Origin of the sequence: Lactobacillus sp. 23-2 (genome assembly GCF_044902225.1) — a bacterium.
GTDB lineage: Bacteria > Bacillota > Bacilli > Lactobacillales > Lactobacillaceae > Lactobacillus > Lactobacillus absianus.
Map to the genome: position 1 here is coordinate 1 of NZ_JAOQBX010000039.1, position 15,941 is coordinate 15,941.

General features: G+C 50.2%; 14 protein-coding genes. 12 read left to right on the plus strand and 2 right to left on the minus strand.

Annotation, left to right across the window (positions count from 1 at the left end; all coding sequences use genetic code 11):
- Positions 1 to 1,147, minus strand: a 1,147-nt coding sequence (locus tag OCH80_RS09595) for a transposase (RefSeq protein ID WP_404540458.1), incomplete at its 3' end; no start/stop codon positions are given.
- Positions 1,148 to 1,414: 267 nt separating this feature from the next.
- On the opposite strand from OCH80_RS09595, the gene OCH80_RS09600 reads away from it, so the two are divergent.
- From OCH80_RS09600 to murC, 4 genes are all read left to right on the plus strand, one after another.
- The gene (locus OCH80_RS09600) at positions 1,415 to 2,038 is read left to right on the plus strand and encodes a DUF4878 domain-containing protein (protein ID WP_206988497.1); all 624 of its coding nucleotides are present in this window, start codon (positions 1,415 to 1,417) and stop codon (positions 2,036 to 2,038) included.
- Complete coding sequence (locus tag OCH80_RS09605; protein ID WP_154549293.1) at positions 2,028 to 3,263, plus strand: Rib/alpha-like domain-containing protein; 1,236 nt, start codon at positions 2,028 to 2,030, stop codon at positions 3,261 to 3,263. Before OCH80_RS09600 ends, OCH80_RS09605 begins: the two co-directional genes overlap by 11 nt.
- A gap of 109 nt (positions 3,264 to 3,372) precedes the next feature.
- Positions 3,373 to 4,020: a hypothetical protein gene (locus tag OCH80_RS09610; protein ID WP_154549294.1), complete on the plus strand. Its 648-nt coding sequence runs from the start codon at positions 3,373 to 3,375 to the stop codon at positions 4,018 to 4,020.
- Between the two features lie 125 nt (positions 4,021 to 4,145).
- Complete coding sequence (gene murC, locus OCH80_RS09615; protein ID WP_404540463.1) at positions 4,146 to 5,465, plus strand: UDP-N-acetylmuramate--L-alanine ligase; 1,320 nt, start codon at positions 4,146 to 4,148, stop codon at positions 5,463 to 5,465.
- A 145-nt stretch (positions 5,466 to 5,610) separates the two neighbouring features.
- Here murC and OCH80_RS09620 read toward each other — a convergent pair whose 3' ends face one another.
- A complete protein-coding gene (locus tag OCH80_RS09620) occupies positions 5,611 to 5,883 on the minus strand; it encodes a helix-turn-helix domain-containing protein (protein ID WP_206988559.1) in 273 nt (90 codons plus the stop codon).
- A 176-nt stretch (positions 5,884 to 6,059) separates the two neighbouring features.
- Between OCH80_RS09620 and OCH80_RS09625 the strand changes: the two genes are divergently transcribed.
- From OCH80_RS09625 to thrS, 8 genes are all read left to right on the plus strand, one after another.
- Positions 6,060 to 6,506, plus strand: coding sequence for a hypothetical protein (locus OCH80_RS09625; protein ID WP_404540466.1), 447 nt, complete (start codon positions 6,060 to 6,062; stop codon positions 6,504 to 6,506).
- Positions 6,507 to 6,627: 121 nt separating this feature from the next.
- Positions 6,628 to 9,297, plus strand: coding sequence for a DNA polymerase I (polA, locus tag OCH80_RS09630; RefSeq protein ID WP_404540468.1), 2,670 nt, complete (start codon positions 6,628 to 6,630; stop codon positions 9,295 to 9,297).
- A 15-nt stretch (positions 9,298 to 9,312) separates the two neighbouring features.
- Positions 9,313 to 10,176, plus strand: coding sequence for a DNA-formamidopyrimidine glycosylase (gene mutM, locus OCH80_RS09635; RefSeq protein ID WP_404540471.1), 864 nt, complete (start codon positions 9,313 to 9,315; stop codon positions 10,174 to 10,176).
- The gene (gene coaE, locus OCH80_RS09640; RefSeq protein WP_206988488.1) at positions 10,173 to 10,766 is read left to right on the plus strand and encodes a dephospho-CoA kinase; all 594 of its coding nucleotides are present in this window, start codon (positions 10,173 to 10,175) and stop codon (positions 10,764 to 10,766) included. The genes mutM and coaE overlap by 4 nt, the downstream gene beginning before the upstream one ends.
- Before the next feature lie 14 nt (positions 10,767 to 10,780).
- The gene (gene nrdR, locus OCH80_RS09645) at positions 10,781 to 11,245 is read left to right on the plus strand and encodes a transcriptional regulator NrdR (protein ID WP_154549308.1); all 465 of its coding nucleotides are present in this window, start codon (positions 10,781 to 10,783) and stop codon (positions 11,243 to 11,245) included.
- A gap of 6 nt (positions 11,246 to 11,251) precedes the next feature.
- Positions 11,252 to 12,592 carry a DnaD domain protein gene (locus tag OCH80_RS09650; RefSeq protein ID WP_404540475.1) on the plus strand — a complete coding sequence of 447 codons (1,341 nt, stop codon included), beginning with the start codon at positions 11,252 to 11,254 and terminating at the stop codon, positions 12,590 to 12,592.
- Positions 12,593 to 12,612: 20 nt separating this feature from the next.
- On the plus strand, positions 12,613 to 13,539 hold the full coding sequence (gene dnaI, locus OCH80_RS09655; RefSeq protein WP_404540480.1) for a primosomal protein DnaI: 927 nt from the start codon (positions 12,613 to 12,615) through the stop codon (positions 13,537 to 13,539).
- A 310-nt stretch (positions 13,540 to 13,849) separates the two neighbouring features.
- Positions 13,850 to 15,781: a threonine--tRNA ligase gene (thrS, locus tag OCH80_RS09660; RefSeq protein ID WP_154549310.1), complete on the plus strand. Its 1,932-nt coding sequence runs from the start codon at positions 13,850 to 13,852 to the stop codon at positions 15,779 to 15,781.
- The last annotated feature ends 160 nt before the right edge of the window (positions 15,782 to 15,941 follow it).

Genomic DNA, 15,941 nt, shown 5'->3' on the forward strand with positions numbered 1-15,941 from the left:
TGAACATGTAGCGCAGAAAGACGAAAGCCGTATGGGCAGTCAATGCATCATATGAGAGGCCGTGGTATTCAGTACCAAGTTTCAAGAAACTCTTGCAGGTCTTGAAGAAGACTTCGATGTCCCATCTTTTGCCGTAAATTCTGATGATCTCATTTTCATCGATCATCATGTCCGTGCAAATAAGAGCGATCCAATCTTTGCGGTTGGAGCGATTTCTTACGCAGACTATTCTGGCATCAACCTGGGCACCATCCTTGGCAGGATCTCCAACCTTTACAGGGACGGACAAGAGATATCTTGAACGACCTCGCCGCTTCTTGCATGCGCTGAAGATCTGCTTGACGTTCATCCGCTTACCATCGAACTCGTATGTGATCTTGGAACTCTTCTTCACCATGGCAATTACGTTTAGGTCACGTTGCTTGATCTGGACGATCTGATGAGGATTGGAGAACCAAGTGTCAAACATGACGTACTTAGCAGTAAGCCCTGCTTTCAAAGCTTGATCGAGCAGCTGGATAACTACATCGGTCCCCTTTGATTGGGCCATAATTCGCCTCTTGGCCGCGATTGTGCGCTTGTCGATCTTCTTGGTTGCCCCGATGACATTCTGATCATTCTTTGAGGACAAGAGAGATGAAGCGATTGGGACGAAGGAGGATCCATCAGTCCAACCCATGGTCATCATCCGAAAGCCCTTCTTGTAGGTCATCGAAACGTGGTCGAATACTTTGGCAGCCAGCTCAGTCTTCTTGTATCCAGTTCTGGAGTAGAGCGAATCGTCAAAGACGAAGCAATCCGCACGTTGGTCAGAGGTCAGATCTTTCAGATGCCCATTGACGATCTTCTCAGCTAGCAGAATAGTGAAGCGGAGCCAGTTGATATGTGGGTTCTGCATGAATCGATAGTAGGTGTTTTTGGAGAAGCCAGCAGTACACTTGCCAGACTTCTGTTGCATGTACATGCTTCTGTCTCGAAACACATTACTGAAGATGTATGAAAGGATCGACCAAAGATGGATTCCTTTTGACTTGCGGAGCCCACATCTACGGAGAAGCTCCATAACTTTGTAGTCCTTGAAGAACTTTTCAACAGAACGGGCGATTTTAGGTTCATTTTCAGTATCGAATGATGGTAAACTAGACATAGCACAAGCCTTTCGTTTGATATTGATGATGTTGTGGTTGACTAAATTATATCAAGCGAACAAAGGCCTTGTGCTTTTTTATTGGCTAAACTATTGAATTTTCAAGGTACAAGCCCACTTTTGCAAGTGGGAAGTTTAAGTTCCTAATAAAATCAATTGGCTCACCGAAGTTGATTTCAAATAAAAAAGAAAAAATAAAAGATAATGACGAGGATGATGAATAGTTTTGTGTTAAATTGTCTTCTGTGTAGCTAAAAGAGGTAATTCATGAAAAATAATACTAAACCAAAGAGCAAACTAGGAATGTGGATTGCTATTGCAATTATCGTAGTCGCCGGTTTCTTGGTAGTTCGAAATCAATTCAAGTCACCATCTCGTGTTACTGAAGAATTTTTAAGTGCAATTAAGAAGGGCGATGATGGCCAACTTAAAAAAGTTTATTCTGGGTCTAGCGCTACTTTTGCTTTGACAAAGTTTAAAGCTGAAGCTAAATCTGATTCTTTAACCAAAATGATGCTTGAAATGTTAGAGGATTTTGACTATCAGGTTAAGAATGAAAAGGTTAATGGAAATAAGGCTTCTGTAACTGTAACAATTAAAACTTATGCAATGGGGGACGTTGTCTCGAACTTGATAAGTGATGCTCGTGACGATCCAACTCAGTATATAGGATACAGTTCTGATGACTTTAAAAAAGATATCTATAAAGAATTTTCCAAGCTCAAGAAAGAAAATAAGAAATCGTACACAAAGAATCTTGTCATCAATTTAACCAAGACTAATGGTAAGTGGCAAGTTAATGACTTTAATAGTGACGATCTCGATGTAATCTTAAATGCTGTTACTGGTAATTTTAATTCTGCAATAGGTGAGGCAAACAATGACTATTAATAGAATTTTGAAGGGCCTAAGCAAAGCGACTATTGCCGTCGCATTGCTTGGTGGTGTTGCAACGACAAACTCAAATCAACCTTTAACTGTTCAAGCAGCTAAGAAGAAGGCTAAGAAAGTCTCCAAAAAGAAGGCTGCTAAGAAGTCAAAGAAAAAGGTAACAAAGAAGTCTAAAAAGAAGGTAGTTAAGAAGACTACTAAGAAAAAGGTTGCCAAGAAAGTAACTAAAAAGAAGCCTAAGAAAGCTGTCAAGAAAGTCGTTAAGAAACCGGCCAAAAAGGTAGTTAAGAAGCCTTCAAAGCCAAAGACGACTGTAAAGAAGAGTACGCAAAAGCCGGCAAGTACCCCTTCACAACCAGCTAAACAAGTAGTGAAGAAGACTACTCAAGCCGACCGTTACACTCCAGTTGTCTCTTCTAATGCTGTTAAGCTGGATTGGGGAGAAGATTTGACCACTTACAACTTATCTGGTGCTATCTCCAACCTTGGCAGTTTGCCAGATGGGATTACTGTAGAATTGCAGGATAAAAATAGCATGAGTACGCTTCATGGTGGTAGCTACAGTGTGAATTTAGTAGTTACTTATCCTGATGGGTCGAAGGATGTTGTTGGCCCTGCAAGCTATGTGGTTGCCACTGCAGATGCTGATAAGTACACTCCAGTTTTGAAGACTAACTCATTTAACCTTAAATGGGATAATGGATGGGTGTATACTGATGGGGAAAATTTCGAAACTGGTTTTAGATCTAGTTGGGATACTGTTAAGGCTAAATGGCTTACTAATGAAAAAGGTTATTTCCCTAATGAAGCTTCTGGCGGAACAGACTTTGATTTTGTAACAGACATTAAAGGCAAGAACGACTTTCAAAAACCCGAAGAAACGGGTGGCGACTTTACAGTATATCTAAAAACTACGTACCCCGATGATTCATATTCAATTTCTGGTCCAGTTAAATTGCATTTTGAACCAAGTGATGCAGCAAAATATGAGCCAAAAGTTAAGAATAATATCAGAATTCCGTTAAGTGTTATCAAGGGCGACGATTTCCATGAAAAGGAGGTACCATACGTCTTTGAAAATGCAAATGAATTGCCAAAGGGTACTCGGGTTGATGGTTTTGATTATTCGGAATCCGGCAACTATGAAGAAAATACGGTATATGTATCATATCCAGATGGCAGTGAAGATGAAATTGATGAAACAGTAAATTACCAAGTTTATTAACCATTTCCTATAGACTGGAGCTCGCTTAAAAGTCTAAAGTATTTTGACATAGCCCTATAACTAAAAGTATGGGCTATGTTTTTGTGTGAAAGTGTAAAGAGAGAAATAAATGAAAGCAAGAAAAATTTTGACAATATTGTCGGCAACTAGTGCGCTATTACTGGTTGCGGGATGCAGCAACAGCCAGCAATCTTCTGAAAAGGCAGCGAAGCAAAGCAGTAAAAAGCAATCTTCAAAGAAGAGTTCCAGCAAGAAAAAAGTCTTTAAGACTAAGGTTGTAAAGAAGCAGTCTAGTGAGAGCTCCTCATCTGAAGCTAGCTCTTCTAGTTCAAGTAGCCAGACTTCACAATCAAGTAGCAGTAGCATTACAAGCAGTCAGTCATCATCAAGCGCGGTTTCTAGCTCATCCAGCAGCAGTCAAACACAGAAGTATGCTGATGAAGAATACGCTGCTGCAGTTTGGCTAACTGGTGAAAATGCAAAATATGGTTTTAGCGAATCTAGTGTCTTCTACCATTCAGACAAGGTCGCTAATATGTACATTTATCAGGGGCAAAAATATGCCAATCAGACCCATATTACAGTTAATGCCAACGATGTCTTGGTAGAGTACGACGTTGTTCCAGGAGCCCACCCACATGGAATGGACCAGAAAACTTTTACCAAGGAAGAACTAAATAAAACCATTGCTCAGCATAAGCAAGAAATCGATGACTACATCAGCGAGCAAGGCAGCAACCAAGACGAAGACTACTAATCACTTACTTAATCCAAACCTGATTTTTCCTCAATTTTTTCAAAAGAGCTCGGCTAGAGCTCTTTTTTCTTTTCCTATTAATGCTAAAATTAGAAGCGAATGATTGAAGATAATGGAGCAATACAATGTTAGATAAGACAAAACAAATTTGGTTTATTGGTATCAAGGGTACCGGGATGGCATCCCTGGCCCTGATCTTGCACGACTTAGGCTACAACGTTGCCGGCAGTGACATCGACAAGTACACTTTTACCCAGGACCCCCTGAAGGCTGCTGGGATTGAAGTTGCTTCTTTTTCAAAGGACAACATCAAAGGCGAAGGGCAAGTCATCGTTAAGGGTAACGCCTTTAAGAGCGACAACATTGAAGTGGCTGCTTGCGAAGAAAAGGGCGTTGCTTGGCAAAGCTACCCAGACACGGTTGAAGAAATTGTCCAACAATACACCAGCATCGGCGTTGCTGGCTCACACGGCAAGACCTCAACTACTGGCCTCTTGGCAACGGTTTTGAGTGAAGCCGCACCAACCTCTTTCTTGATTGGTGACGGGATGGGTAAAGGCGTTAAAAATTCTCGCTTCTTCGTCTACGAAGCTGACGAATACCGCCGCCACTTTTTGGCATATCACCCAGACTACCAAATCATGACCAATGTCGACTTTGACCACCCAGACTACTTCAAAGACCGCGACGACTACGCCAGCGCCTTCCAAACTGCTGCTGACCAAACCAAGAAGGCACTGTTCGTTTGGGGCGATGACGAGCGCTTGAAGCAGATCACGCCAAAGACCGCCAAGAAGTACACTTATGGCTTGAAGGAAACTGATGACTTCCAAGCCTTTGACGTCAAGAAGACCACTCAAGGCGCAACCTTCCATGTGAAGGCTGACGGCAAGGACTTGGGCGAGTTTGAGATTCACCTGTTCGGCGACCACAATATCATGAACGCCACGGCCGTAATCGCCGTTGCCTACACTGAAGGCGTTGACCTTGACTTGGTCAAGGACGGTCTGGTCAAGTACCATGGTGCCAAGCGGCGCTTCAGTGAAAAGGACTTTGGCGACACGGTCGTGATCGATGACTACGCCCACCACCCAACTGAATTGCGCGCGACCATCCAGGCAGCCCGGCAGAAGTACCCGGACCGCAAGCTGGTAACGGTTTTCCAGCCGCACACCTATTCCAGAACCAAGGAATTTGAAGAAGACTACGTTGACATCCTTAAGGGCGTCGACAAGGCCTACCTGACTCCAATCTACGGGTCAGCCCGTGAAAAGTCAGGGGACATCAAGAGCGAAGACATTACCAGTCAAATCCCAGGCGCGGAAGTCATCGACTTCGACAACCTGAAAGACCTCTTGAACTACAAGGGCGACTGCATCGTCTTCATGGGCGCTGGTGACATTCCTAAGTACGAAGTAGCTTTTGAAGACATGCTGCAAAAGTAGCAGAAAATGCTGACCGCGGTCAGCAATATCATAAGTTAAGGCGGAGACGCCTTGAAACGTTCATCGTTGGATGAGCGTTTTTTAGTATATTTTTGGGGAAGTGCCCAACTAAGGCCAAAATTGCATTCGCGAGCCAGCCGGCAGGTCAGCGGGCTTTTTTGATTCCATATTTTTTCCGGAAAGCGCCAGGCGTGATTCCTTTCAGCTGGCTAAAGGCCTTTGAAAAATTAGCCACGTCCTGGTAGCCTAATTCGCTGCTGATCTCTTCCAGGCGCTTGTTAGTCAGGCGCAATTCGTTTTCCGCGATATTCATCCTGATCCGGATGCGCAAGTGGACGAAGTCGTGGCCAAAAAGCTTGCGGCAAAGGCGGGAAAAATAGTTGGGCTGGTAGCCAAAGTATGCCGCGGCCTCGCGCAGGCTGGCTTGGCCATAGAAAAAACATAATAAATAACGATTGGCATTTTATAATTCCTATAGATGTAGCTGTTAAGACGGGAGAAAAAGGCTATAATTAAGTACGGTAGTGTATAAATATGTCAAGGGAAGGCAATAAATTCAGTTTTATCGTAACAGATGCTTTTTTCGGAGACTTTATGAAGAAGAGACTGATTGTGAGACGCTTGCTGGCAGGCATTGCTCTGCTGGTCTTGTCCGCGTGCTGCCTGGCGATGGCTTATTGGCTGTTCAGGCGGGCCGGCGCGGCAGATTCTTCGGCCACGGCCTTGAAGACAGCGACGGCTGCTGGCAACCTTGGCCTGACATATGCTGCTTTTGACTTTATGACTGGACTGGTCTACGTCGCGACCAGGCGGGAATTCCCCCGCCGCGGCGCCGCGCTCGCCGTCCTGCTGGCTAGCGCCTGCCTCTTGGCGTTTACCAGCAAGCAGGCAGTCGGGCAATTCGCCAGCTGCCGGACCTTTTATGCCGTGTCCGCCATGGCTTTCGTGGCCTTGGGGATGCCTGGGATCAAGGGCTTCAAGGACATGCCATTCTGGTCAAAAGAACTGGAGCAGGCAAATAAGCGAAAGAAACAGGCTTAAGGCCTGTTTTTTAGCATTTAAGGAAAACAAGCTCCAGAATTTAAAGAAAGAGCTGAAAACTGTTAAAATCTTAGTTAGTAAGATTTTGACAGTTTTTATTTTGAAGGATGTTACAGCCGCAATGACAGATAAGAAGAAAAAATTACTTTTGATTGATGGCAATTCGGTCGCTTTCCGGGCCTTTTTTGCCATGTACCAGCAACTGGACAAGTTCAAAAACCCTGAAGGCTTGCATACCAATGCCATTTTTGCCTTTAAGAACATGCTGGACGTCGTCCTCAAGCAGGAAGAACCCAGCCACATTCTGGTGGCCTTTGACGCCGGCAAGGTGACTTTCAGAACCAAGATGTACGGTGAATACAAGGGCGGGCGCGACAAGACGCCGGCTGAACTGTCCGAGCAGCTGCCCTACATCAAGGAAATGCTGCAGGACATGGGGATTGCCACTTACGAGCTGCCTGACTATGAAGCCGATGACATCATCGGGACCATGGCCAAGCGGGGAGCTGACGACGGCTTTGACGTGGCCGTGGTTACCGGGGACCGGGACTTGACCCAGCTGGCCAGCGAGCACGTGACGGTCTACGTTACCAAGTCTGGGGTGACCAAATTGGAGGCCTATACCCCGGAGCACATGCAGGAAGTCAACGGGGTGACGCCGACGGAATTCATCGATATGAAGGCCCTGATGGGGGATGCTTCCGACAACTACCCAGGCGTAACCAAGGTCGGGCCCAAGACGGCTTCGCGCCTGATCCAGAAGTATCACACGGTCGAGAACCTGTATGAGCACGTGGATGAAATGAAGAAGTCCAAACTCAAGGAGAATTTGCTCAACGACAAGGACAAGGCCCTTTTAGGCAAAAAGTTGGCCGCCATCAAGTGCGATTCGCCAGTCAGCCTGACCATGGAGCAAGTGGCCTACCAGGGCGCCAGCGTTGACGATCTGCGGCGCTTCTATGAAAAGATGAACTTCCGCCGCTTTTTGAGCGATATGGCTGAAAATGGCGATTTCGCGGGCAAAGAGGCTGAGGACAAGCAGCTGGACTTTGTCAAGCTGGAAAAAGCAGCGGTTGCCAGTTTGCCAGAAGCTAAGGAAATCGACTTCTACCTGGAAATTTTTGGCGAAAATTATCACCTGGCGCCTTTTGCCGGCTTTGCCCTGAAGATCGGCCAGCAGATCTGGGTTTCCCGGGACGTTGACCTGCTCAAGGAAAAGCGGCTGCGCGGCTTTTTGGAAAACAAGACCATCGTCAAGAACGTCTTTGACTTGAAACGGACCACTTACGGCTTGCACCGCCTGGGCATTGAAGCCCAGGGGATCGGCTACGACATGCTGCTGGCCTCATACTTGGTCGACAATGAGAACAACTCCAACGATCTGGGCGAGGTGGCCCACCAGTACGGGGACTATGACGTCAAGAGCGACTTGGACGTTTACGGCAAAGGCAAGGCCGCCGCCATTCCTGATGACGACGCGGTCTTCTTCAACCACCTGGCCGGCAAGGTGGCAGCGATTGACCAGCTCAAGGCCAGCCTGCTCAAGCAGCTCAAGGACCATGAGCAAGACGACCTGTTTGACGCGATTGAAATCCCGACTGCCCGGGTTTTGGCCAAGATGGAATTGAACGGGATCAAGGTCGAGGCCAAGACCCTGCAAGCTTTGCAAAAAGAATACGGGGACCGGCTGAAGGAGCTGGAAAGCAAGATCTACCAAGAAGCTGGGGAAGAGTTCAACTTGAACTCGCCTAAGCAGTTGGGCGTGATCCTGTTTGAAAAGCTGGGCCTGCCGGTCATCAAGAAGACCAAGACCGGCTACTCGACTTCAGTGGAGGTCTTGAACCAGCTGAAGGATAAAAGTCCGGTGGTCAGCGACATCCTGGCCTACCGGCAGATCGCCAAGATCCAGTCGACCTACGTCAATGGCCTGCTGGACGTGATTGATCCCGCGGACGGGAAGATCCACACCCGCTACCTGCAAACCTTGACGGCGACTGGTCGCTTGTCTTCAGTTGACCCCAACCTGCAGAACATTCCAACCAGAACCGAAGAGGGCAAGCAGATCCGCAAGGCTTTCGTGCCGTCAACGCCAGATGGCTACATCTTCTCCTGCGACTATTCACAAGTTGAGCTCCGGGTCTTGGCCCACGTCTCCGGGGATGCCAACATGCAGGAAGCCTTCAAGACCGGCTACGACATCCACGCCCACACGGCCATGAAGATCTTCCATCTAAGCAAGATCGATGAGGTGACGCCGCTTGAAAGACGGCGGGCCAAGGCGGTCAACTTCGGGATCGTCTACGGGATTTCCGACTACGGCCTGTCCAAGAACCTGGGCATCAGCCGCAAGCAGGCCAAAAGCTTCATCGAAAGCTACTTTGACCAGTACCCAGGCATCCAGGCCTACATGGACCAGGCCGTCAAGGAAGCCCGGGAAAAGGGCTACGCTGAGACGATCATGCACCGGCGCCGCTACCTGCCTGACATCCACGCCAAGAACTTCAATGTTCGCTCCTTCGCAGAAAGAACGGCCATCAACTCTCCAATCCAAGGGTCAGCCGCGGATATTATGAAGATCGCCATGATCAACATGCAAAAGAAGCTGGATGAACTGGGCCTGAAGACCAAGATGGTGGTTCAGGTGCACGACGAATTGATTTTTGACGTGCCAAAAGAAGAGCTGGAAACGATCAAGCAGATCGTCCCGGAAGTCATGCAGAAGGCCGTCTCCCTTGACGTGCCGCTCTTGGCGGATTCCGGCTGGGGCCACAACTGGTACGATGCCAAGTAGATTGGGGTGAGCAAGATGCCAGAAATGCCTGAAGTTGAGACAGTCAGACGGACCTTGACGCCGCTGGTGGCCGGCAAGACCATCAAAAAGGTGGAGGTGTGGTATGACAAGATCATTGCCGGGGATGCCCGGGCCTTTGCCCAGAAGCTGGCCGGCAAGCAGATTCTGCGCGTGGACCGCTATGGCAAGTTCCTGCTCTTTCGCTTGTCGGACAACCTGACGCTGGTTTCCCACCTGCGCATGGAGGGTAAGTACCGCTTGCTTGCTCCCCAAGCCGCGGTTGGCAAGCATGACCACGTCCAGTTTGTCTTTACCGACGGCACTGCCTTAAGGTACAGCGACGTGCGCAAGTTTGGCCGCATGCAGCTGGTTGAGACGGGGACTGAGCGCGAGCAGACCGGGATCGGCAAGCTGGGAGTCGAGCCCAACAGCCCGGAGTTTACGCGGGACTTTTTGTGCCGGGCCTTAGCCAAGAAGAGCAAGAAGATCAAGAACCTGCTCTTAGACCAGAGCGTCGTCTGCGGTCTGGGCAACATCTACTGCGACGAGGTCCTCTGGCAAAGCCGGATTCACCCCTTGAGCCAGGCAAGCGCGATTCCGCCTGAAAAAGTGGCTGCCCTGCATGACAATATCAACCAGACGATCGCCTTGGCCACGAAATTGCGGGGGACGACGGTTCATACCTTCCTTGACGCGGACGGGCAAAGCGGCCAGTTCCAGAAGAAGCTGCAGGTCTATGGCCACGCGGGCGAGCCCTGCCAGCGCTGCGGAACCGTGCTTGAAAAGATCAAGGTCAGCGGGCGGGGGACGACCTTTTGCCCGCAATGCCAAGTATTGTATGGGGAGAAGCACAAACAGGATAAGGCAGAGCAAAAATGACTTTTTATTTAGGATTGACCGGCGGCATCGCGACGGGCAAGTCGACGGCAGCCAGCTACTTTAGAGAACGGGGCCTGCGGGTGATTGATGCCGACCAGATCGCCCATGCCCAGCAAGCCCCCGGCCAGGTGACCTGGCGCGAGATCAAGGAGAATTTTGGGGCAGAATTTATTAACGAAGACCAGACGGTCAACCGCCAGAAGCTGGGCGCCTACGTCTTTGCCCATCCAGATGAACTGGCTCGGCTGTCCAAAATCAGCCACGGGGCGGTTTTGGCGGAAATCAAGCAGGAGATGCAGGCAGCCAAGAGAGCTGGTGAGGGAGTCTGCGTGATTGATGTGCCGCTATTGTTTGAAGCGGGCTGGCAGGACCTGTTTGACGCGACTTTGCTGATCGCTGCTCCATATGACCTGGAACTTGAGCGGTTGATGAAGAGAAACCAGCTCAGCCGCGAGCAGGCCAAGGCGCGGATCAAATCCCAGCTGCCGCTGGGTGAAAAACGCCGTCTGGCTAGCTATGTCATTGAAAATACTGGTACAATAGAAGAACTAAGAACGAATTTACAACAACTTCTTGAAGAAATTTCTTGAAAGGAGCAAGCACTATGCTTTGTCCAAATTGTCATAAGAACTCATCCCGCGTTATTGACTCGCGGCCAACCGATGAAGGGCGGACCATCCGCCGGCGCCGGGAATGCGAAAGCTGCGGCTACCGCTTTACGACTTTTGAGCGGGTTGAGCAGTCGCCTTTGCTGGTGATCAAGAATGACGGCACCCGTGAAGCCTTCAGCCGGGAAAAGATTCTCCGCGGCGTGGCGGCCGCCTGCCAGAAGCGCCCGGTGACCAGCGACCAGCTGGATAAGTTGGTGGACAACGTGGAAAACCAGATCCGGGCTAAAGGCGTCAATGAAATCTCCTCAAAAGAAATTGGCGAATTGGTGATGGACCAGCTGGCGGATATCGACGACGTGGCCTACATCCGTTTTGCCAGCATCTACCGTCAGTTTACCGACATGTCCAGTTTCATGAAGACCATGGAGGACATGATGGACCGGCACAGCAAGAAGTGAGTCTAAATGTTTGAAAGTTCCAATCCTAAGCAGCGCTACCTGGTGATCAACCGCGTCGCTTTGACTTCAAAGCAGGAGCGGGTCCTGATCAAGCTCTACCAGCCCCTGGTAGCGTCTTTGGGCGTGGCCGTCTACCAGACCCTGATTGAGGAATACGACCCCTTCCAGATGCTGGCTGATGCCCCGGCCCTGTACTTTTTGCAAGAGCAGCTGGACTGCAGTCTGGGCGACTTGTTCAAGGCCCTGCACAAATTGGAGGCCGTGGGGCTGCTTACGACCTACCTGAGCGAGAACGTGCGCTTGGGTCAGCTGCTGGCTTTCAAGCTTAAGGAAGTGCCAGAGGCCAGCGAGTTCTTCAACACCTCGCTTTTGGCCAGCCTCTTGAAGGAAAAAGTCGGCAGCTACCGTTTCAGCCGCCTGAGCCAGGACTTTGCCAAGCAGGCCAAGCGCGAGGAGAAGCAGCTGCAGAACCTGCGGGACGTTTCCGCCTCTTTCTTTGAGGTCTTCCGCCTGCCAGACGAGGAGGCCATCACCCCGTCCGCGGAGGTTCAGCAGGCAGCCCAGGAGAATGAGGCTGCCGCGAGCGACGCGGCCCAAGTCAACGTCCGGCAGGTAGACTGGCAGTTCCTGAAGGACTGCTTCGCGGTCTACCATATTGACCCAAGCGAGATTGACCGGCAAAAGGACCAGATCCAGGCCGTCATGGCCACTTATGGCCTAAGCGAGCAGGAATTTGTCGATGAATCCCTGCCAAGCTTACATGGAACCAGCAAGCTGGACGTGGGCAAGATTGGCCGTTCTTTGACTTACAACTACAAGGCCAACCACCGCCGCCAGCAGGTTAAAAACAGCCTGGCCAAGAGCGAGGGCGGCCAGGTCAGCGTCGACCAGCGCGACCGGCAGCTGCTGCAGCTGGCTAAGTCAAAGGCCCCGGCCCAGTTCCTCAACTACATGAAGGACCGAAAAGGGGGCTTTACGACCAAGTCTGAGTACCAGGTTATCAATGATTTGAGTTGGAAGGTGGGCTTCAGCCCGGAAATGCTCAATATCTTGATCTATACCTGCCTGCACTACCAGCCGGTCTTGAGCCTGTCTTTGGCTGAGAGGATTGCCAATGACTGGATGCAGCACAAGCTGGCCACGCCGGAAGCGGCCTTGGCTTACATCCGCCAGCGCTCACAAAGCAAGCAGACCACGACGCGCTACTATGGCCCCCGCCAGGTCGAGAAGGGGACCGACTGGTCCAAGAAGCAGGCCGAGCAGGTCGACGTGACGCCAGAACAGCTGGCGGCCCTGCTTGACGATGAAGACGAGAAGAAGGCGGGCGGCAAGCCCGAAGACAAGTAAGAGACGAGTAGGTGAAGCAGATGGAATCAATTGGCGAAATGTTGAAGAAGGCGATGGCGGATTCGCTCAAGGACCAGGAGCGGCCGGCCGGCGCGGAATCAGCCCAGGAATTGGCTGACCGGGCCATCAAGGATCCGGACGTGCAGAAATTTTTGAAAGAGCATGCCAGCAAATTGTCCAAGCAGGCCGTCCAGGACAGCATGACCAATATCTGTGAGTTCTACCTGCAAAAGACCAGCCCGGTCAAGGCGATTGCCGACTATCAAGCTGAGCTCTTCATGAATGGCCCCTTGATCGGGGTCCGCTATTTGCCGACTGCCGCCAAGCGGCAAAGGGATGAGGAGCGGGCGGCTGAAAGCCGGATCGAATTGATTGACATGCCAAAGAAGCTGCGCCGGATTACCCTGACCGATTTGGACAAGGGCGACCCGGGCCGCAACGCTGCCTTATTGGCGGTTGGCAAGTTCCTGGATGAATACGAAAAGCACCATACGGCCAAAGGCTTGTATCTGACCGGCGATTTTGGGGTCGGCAAGACTTACATCATGGCTGGTCTGGCCAACCGGGTAGCCAAAAATGGGGGCAAGGTGATCTTTTTGCACCTGCCGACCTTCATCTCAGGCTTGTCCAGCCACTTTAGCGACAATAGCCTGCAAAAGGAGATCCAAAGGGTGGCTTCCTGCGATGTCTTGATCTTGGACGACATTGGGGCTGAAACCTTGAGTCAGTGGTCCCGCGACGACGTCTTGGGCGTCATCCTGCAGGCCAGAATGGATAATGACCTGGCGACCTGCTTCACGTCCAACATGGAAATGGACGACTTGGAGGACCATTTTGCCAGCACCAAGAACGCGGTGGATCCAGTCAAGGCAGCCCGCTTGATGCAGCGGGTCCGCTACCTGGCCAAGGAGATCATCGTAACTGGCCGCAACCGCCGCTTAAATTAAATTCAAAAAAGTCCTTGCCTTATTCAAAGAGCGGGGTATAATCAGAAAGTAAATAGAAGACATGATTTCGGCCGCTTCAGAGAGGCGGAGCCAAGTTCTGGAAGCTCCCCATTAGGCCGCAACCCCACCTTCTATGCCCAAAGATGAATGATATGGCCGGATCCCGTTATCGATCCGTGAATGAGTGACCGGATAGGGCAGCGCCCTATGCCAGGTCTGAATTTTGGGTGGAACCACGATATTAATTTCGTCCCGAGCACGTCTGTTTGGCGTGCCCGGGACTTTTTTGTTTCTGGAGGATTTTTTAGTTATGAGTTTTGCTTTGACTTTGCCAGATGGCTCAAAGAAAGAATTCGAAGCAGCCGTTTCAGTTGCTGACCTTGCTGCAAGCATTTCAACCTCACTGGGCAAGAGTGCCGTTGCGGCTAAGGTTGACGGCGCCGTTAAGCCGCTTGACTTTGAATTGAGCGAAGACCACGAAGTAGCCATCCTGACTGACAAGGATGAAGAAGGCTTGGCAGTGCTGCGCGCAACTGCTGCTTTCGTATTGGAAGCTCTGGTTAAGAGCAAGTACCCGGAAATCAAGCTGGGCCAAGCTGAAGTCTCAAAGGACGGCTTCTTCATCGAAACCGACAAGGACGACCAAATCAAGGTTACCGAATTGCCAGAGCTGGAAAAGGCTTTGCAAAAGGAAATCAAGAACGGCTTGCCAATTGAGCACGTACAAGCAGCCAAGAGCGAACTGGCAGAAGAATTCAAGGATGACCCATACAAGTCAGAATTGCTGCAAAGCGCCGGTGACGTCGTTGACGCCTACAAGCTGGGTGACTTCGTTGACTTTGGCTTTGACGCCTTGCTGCCTAACACTGGCAAGATCAAGAAGTTCAAGCTGCTTTCAGTAGCTGGTGCCTACTGGAAGGGCAAGAGCTCAAACCCAATGCTGCAAAGAATCTTCGGGACGGCCTTCTTCAAGCAGGCTGACCTTGACGCGGACATGAAGCGCCGCGCTGAAATCAAGGAACGCGACCACCGGACCATCGGCCGTGACCTGGACCTCTTCTTCGTTGACCCTAAGGTTGGCGCGGGCCTTCCATACTGGATGCCAAAGGGTGCCACTATCCGCCGGATCATCGAACGCTACATCGTTGACAAGGAAGTGGCCGCTGGCTACGAACACGTCTACACTCCAGTTTTGATGAACCTGGACGCCTACAAGACTTCTGGCCACTGGGCTCACTACCGTGAAGACATGTTCCCGCCAATGGACATGGGTGAAGGCGAATGGCTTGAATTGCGGCCAATGAACTGCCCAAGCCACATTCAAATCTACAAGCACCACATCCGCTCATACCGTGAGCTGCCAATCCGGATCGCTGAATTGGGGATGATGCACCGCTACGAAAAGTCAGGTGCCTTGTCAGGTCTGCAACGCGTTCGTGAAATGACTTTGAACGATGGCCACACTTTCGTAGCCCTGGACCAAGTCAAGGATGAATTTGCTAGAACCCTGCAGATCATCATGGATGTATACCACGACTTCAACATCAACGACTACTACTTCCGTCTGTCATACCGTGACCCAAAGAACACTGACAAGTACTTTGCCAACGATGAAATGTGGGAAAGAAGCCAAAGCATGCTGAAGGCCGCGATGGACGACATGGGTCTGGACTACGTTGAAGCAGAAGGCGAAGCTGCCTTCTACGGTCCAAAGCTGGACATCCAAACCAAGACTGCCTTGGGCAACGACGAAACCATGTCCACCATCCAACTGGACTTCATGCTGCCAGAACGCTTCAAGCTGACTTACGTCGGTGCTGATGGCGAAGAACACCGTCCAGTTATGATCCACCGCGGGATCGTCGGCACTATGGAACGCTTCATCGCTTACCTGACTGAAATCTACAAGGGTGCCTTCCCAACTTGGCTGGCTCCAATTCAAGCTGAAATCATCCCAGTCAACCTGGACGCTCACTCAGACTACGCAAAGAAGGTTCGTGACGAATTGCGTGCCAAGGGCTTCAGAGCTGAAATCGACTTCAGAAACGAAAAGCTGGGCTACAAGATCCGTGAATCCCAAACCCAAAAGGTACCTTACACTCTGGTCCTTGGGGATGATGAAATGAACGCCGGCACGGTTAACGTCCGTCCTTACGGGACTGAAGAACAAAACACCGAGAGCCTGGACGAATTCATCGCTAAGCTGACCGACGACGTAAAGCACTACTCACGCGAAGACTAACTGCCAGTCCATTAAGATTGGTCCCTTTCTGACATAACAAAACATCCTGTCTCAACTCTGAGGCAGGATGTTTTTGTGTCTTGTATCATAAGCGGTCATTTTTATGGCTCTATAATATTTCTTACTGATGGGTGTCAAGTCACACACCTGTCGGTAAGAT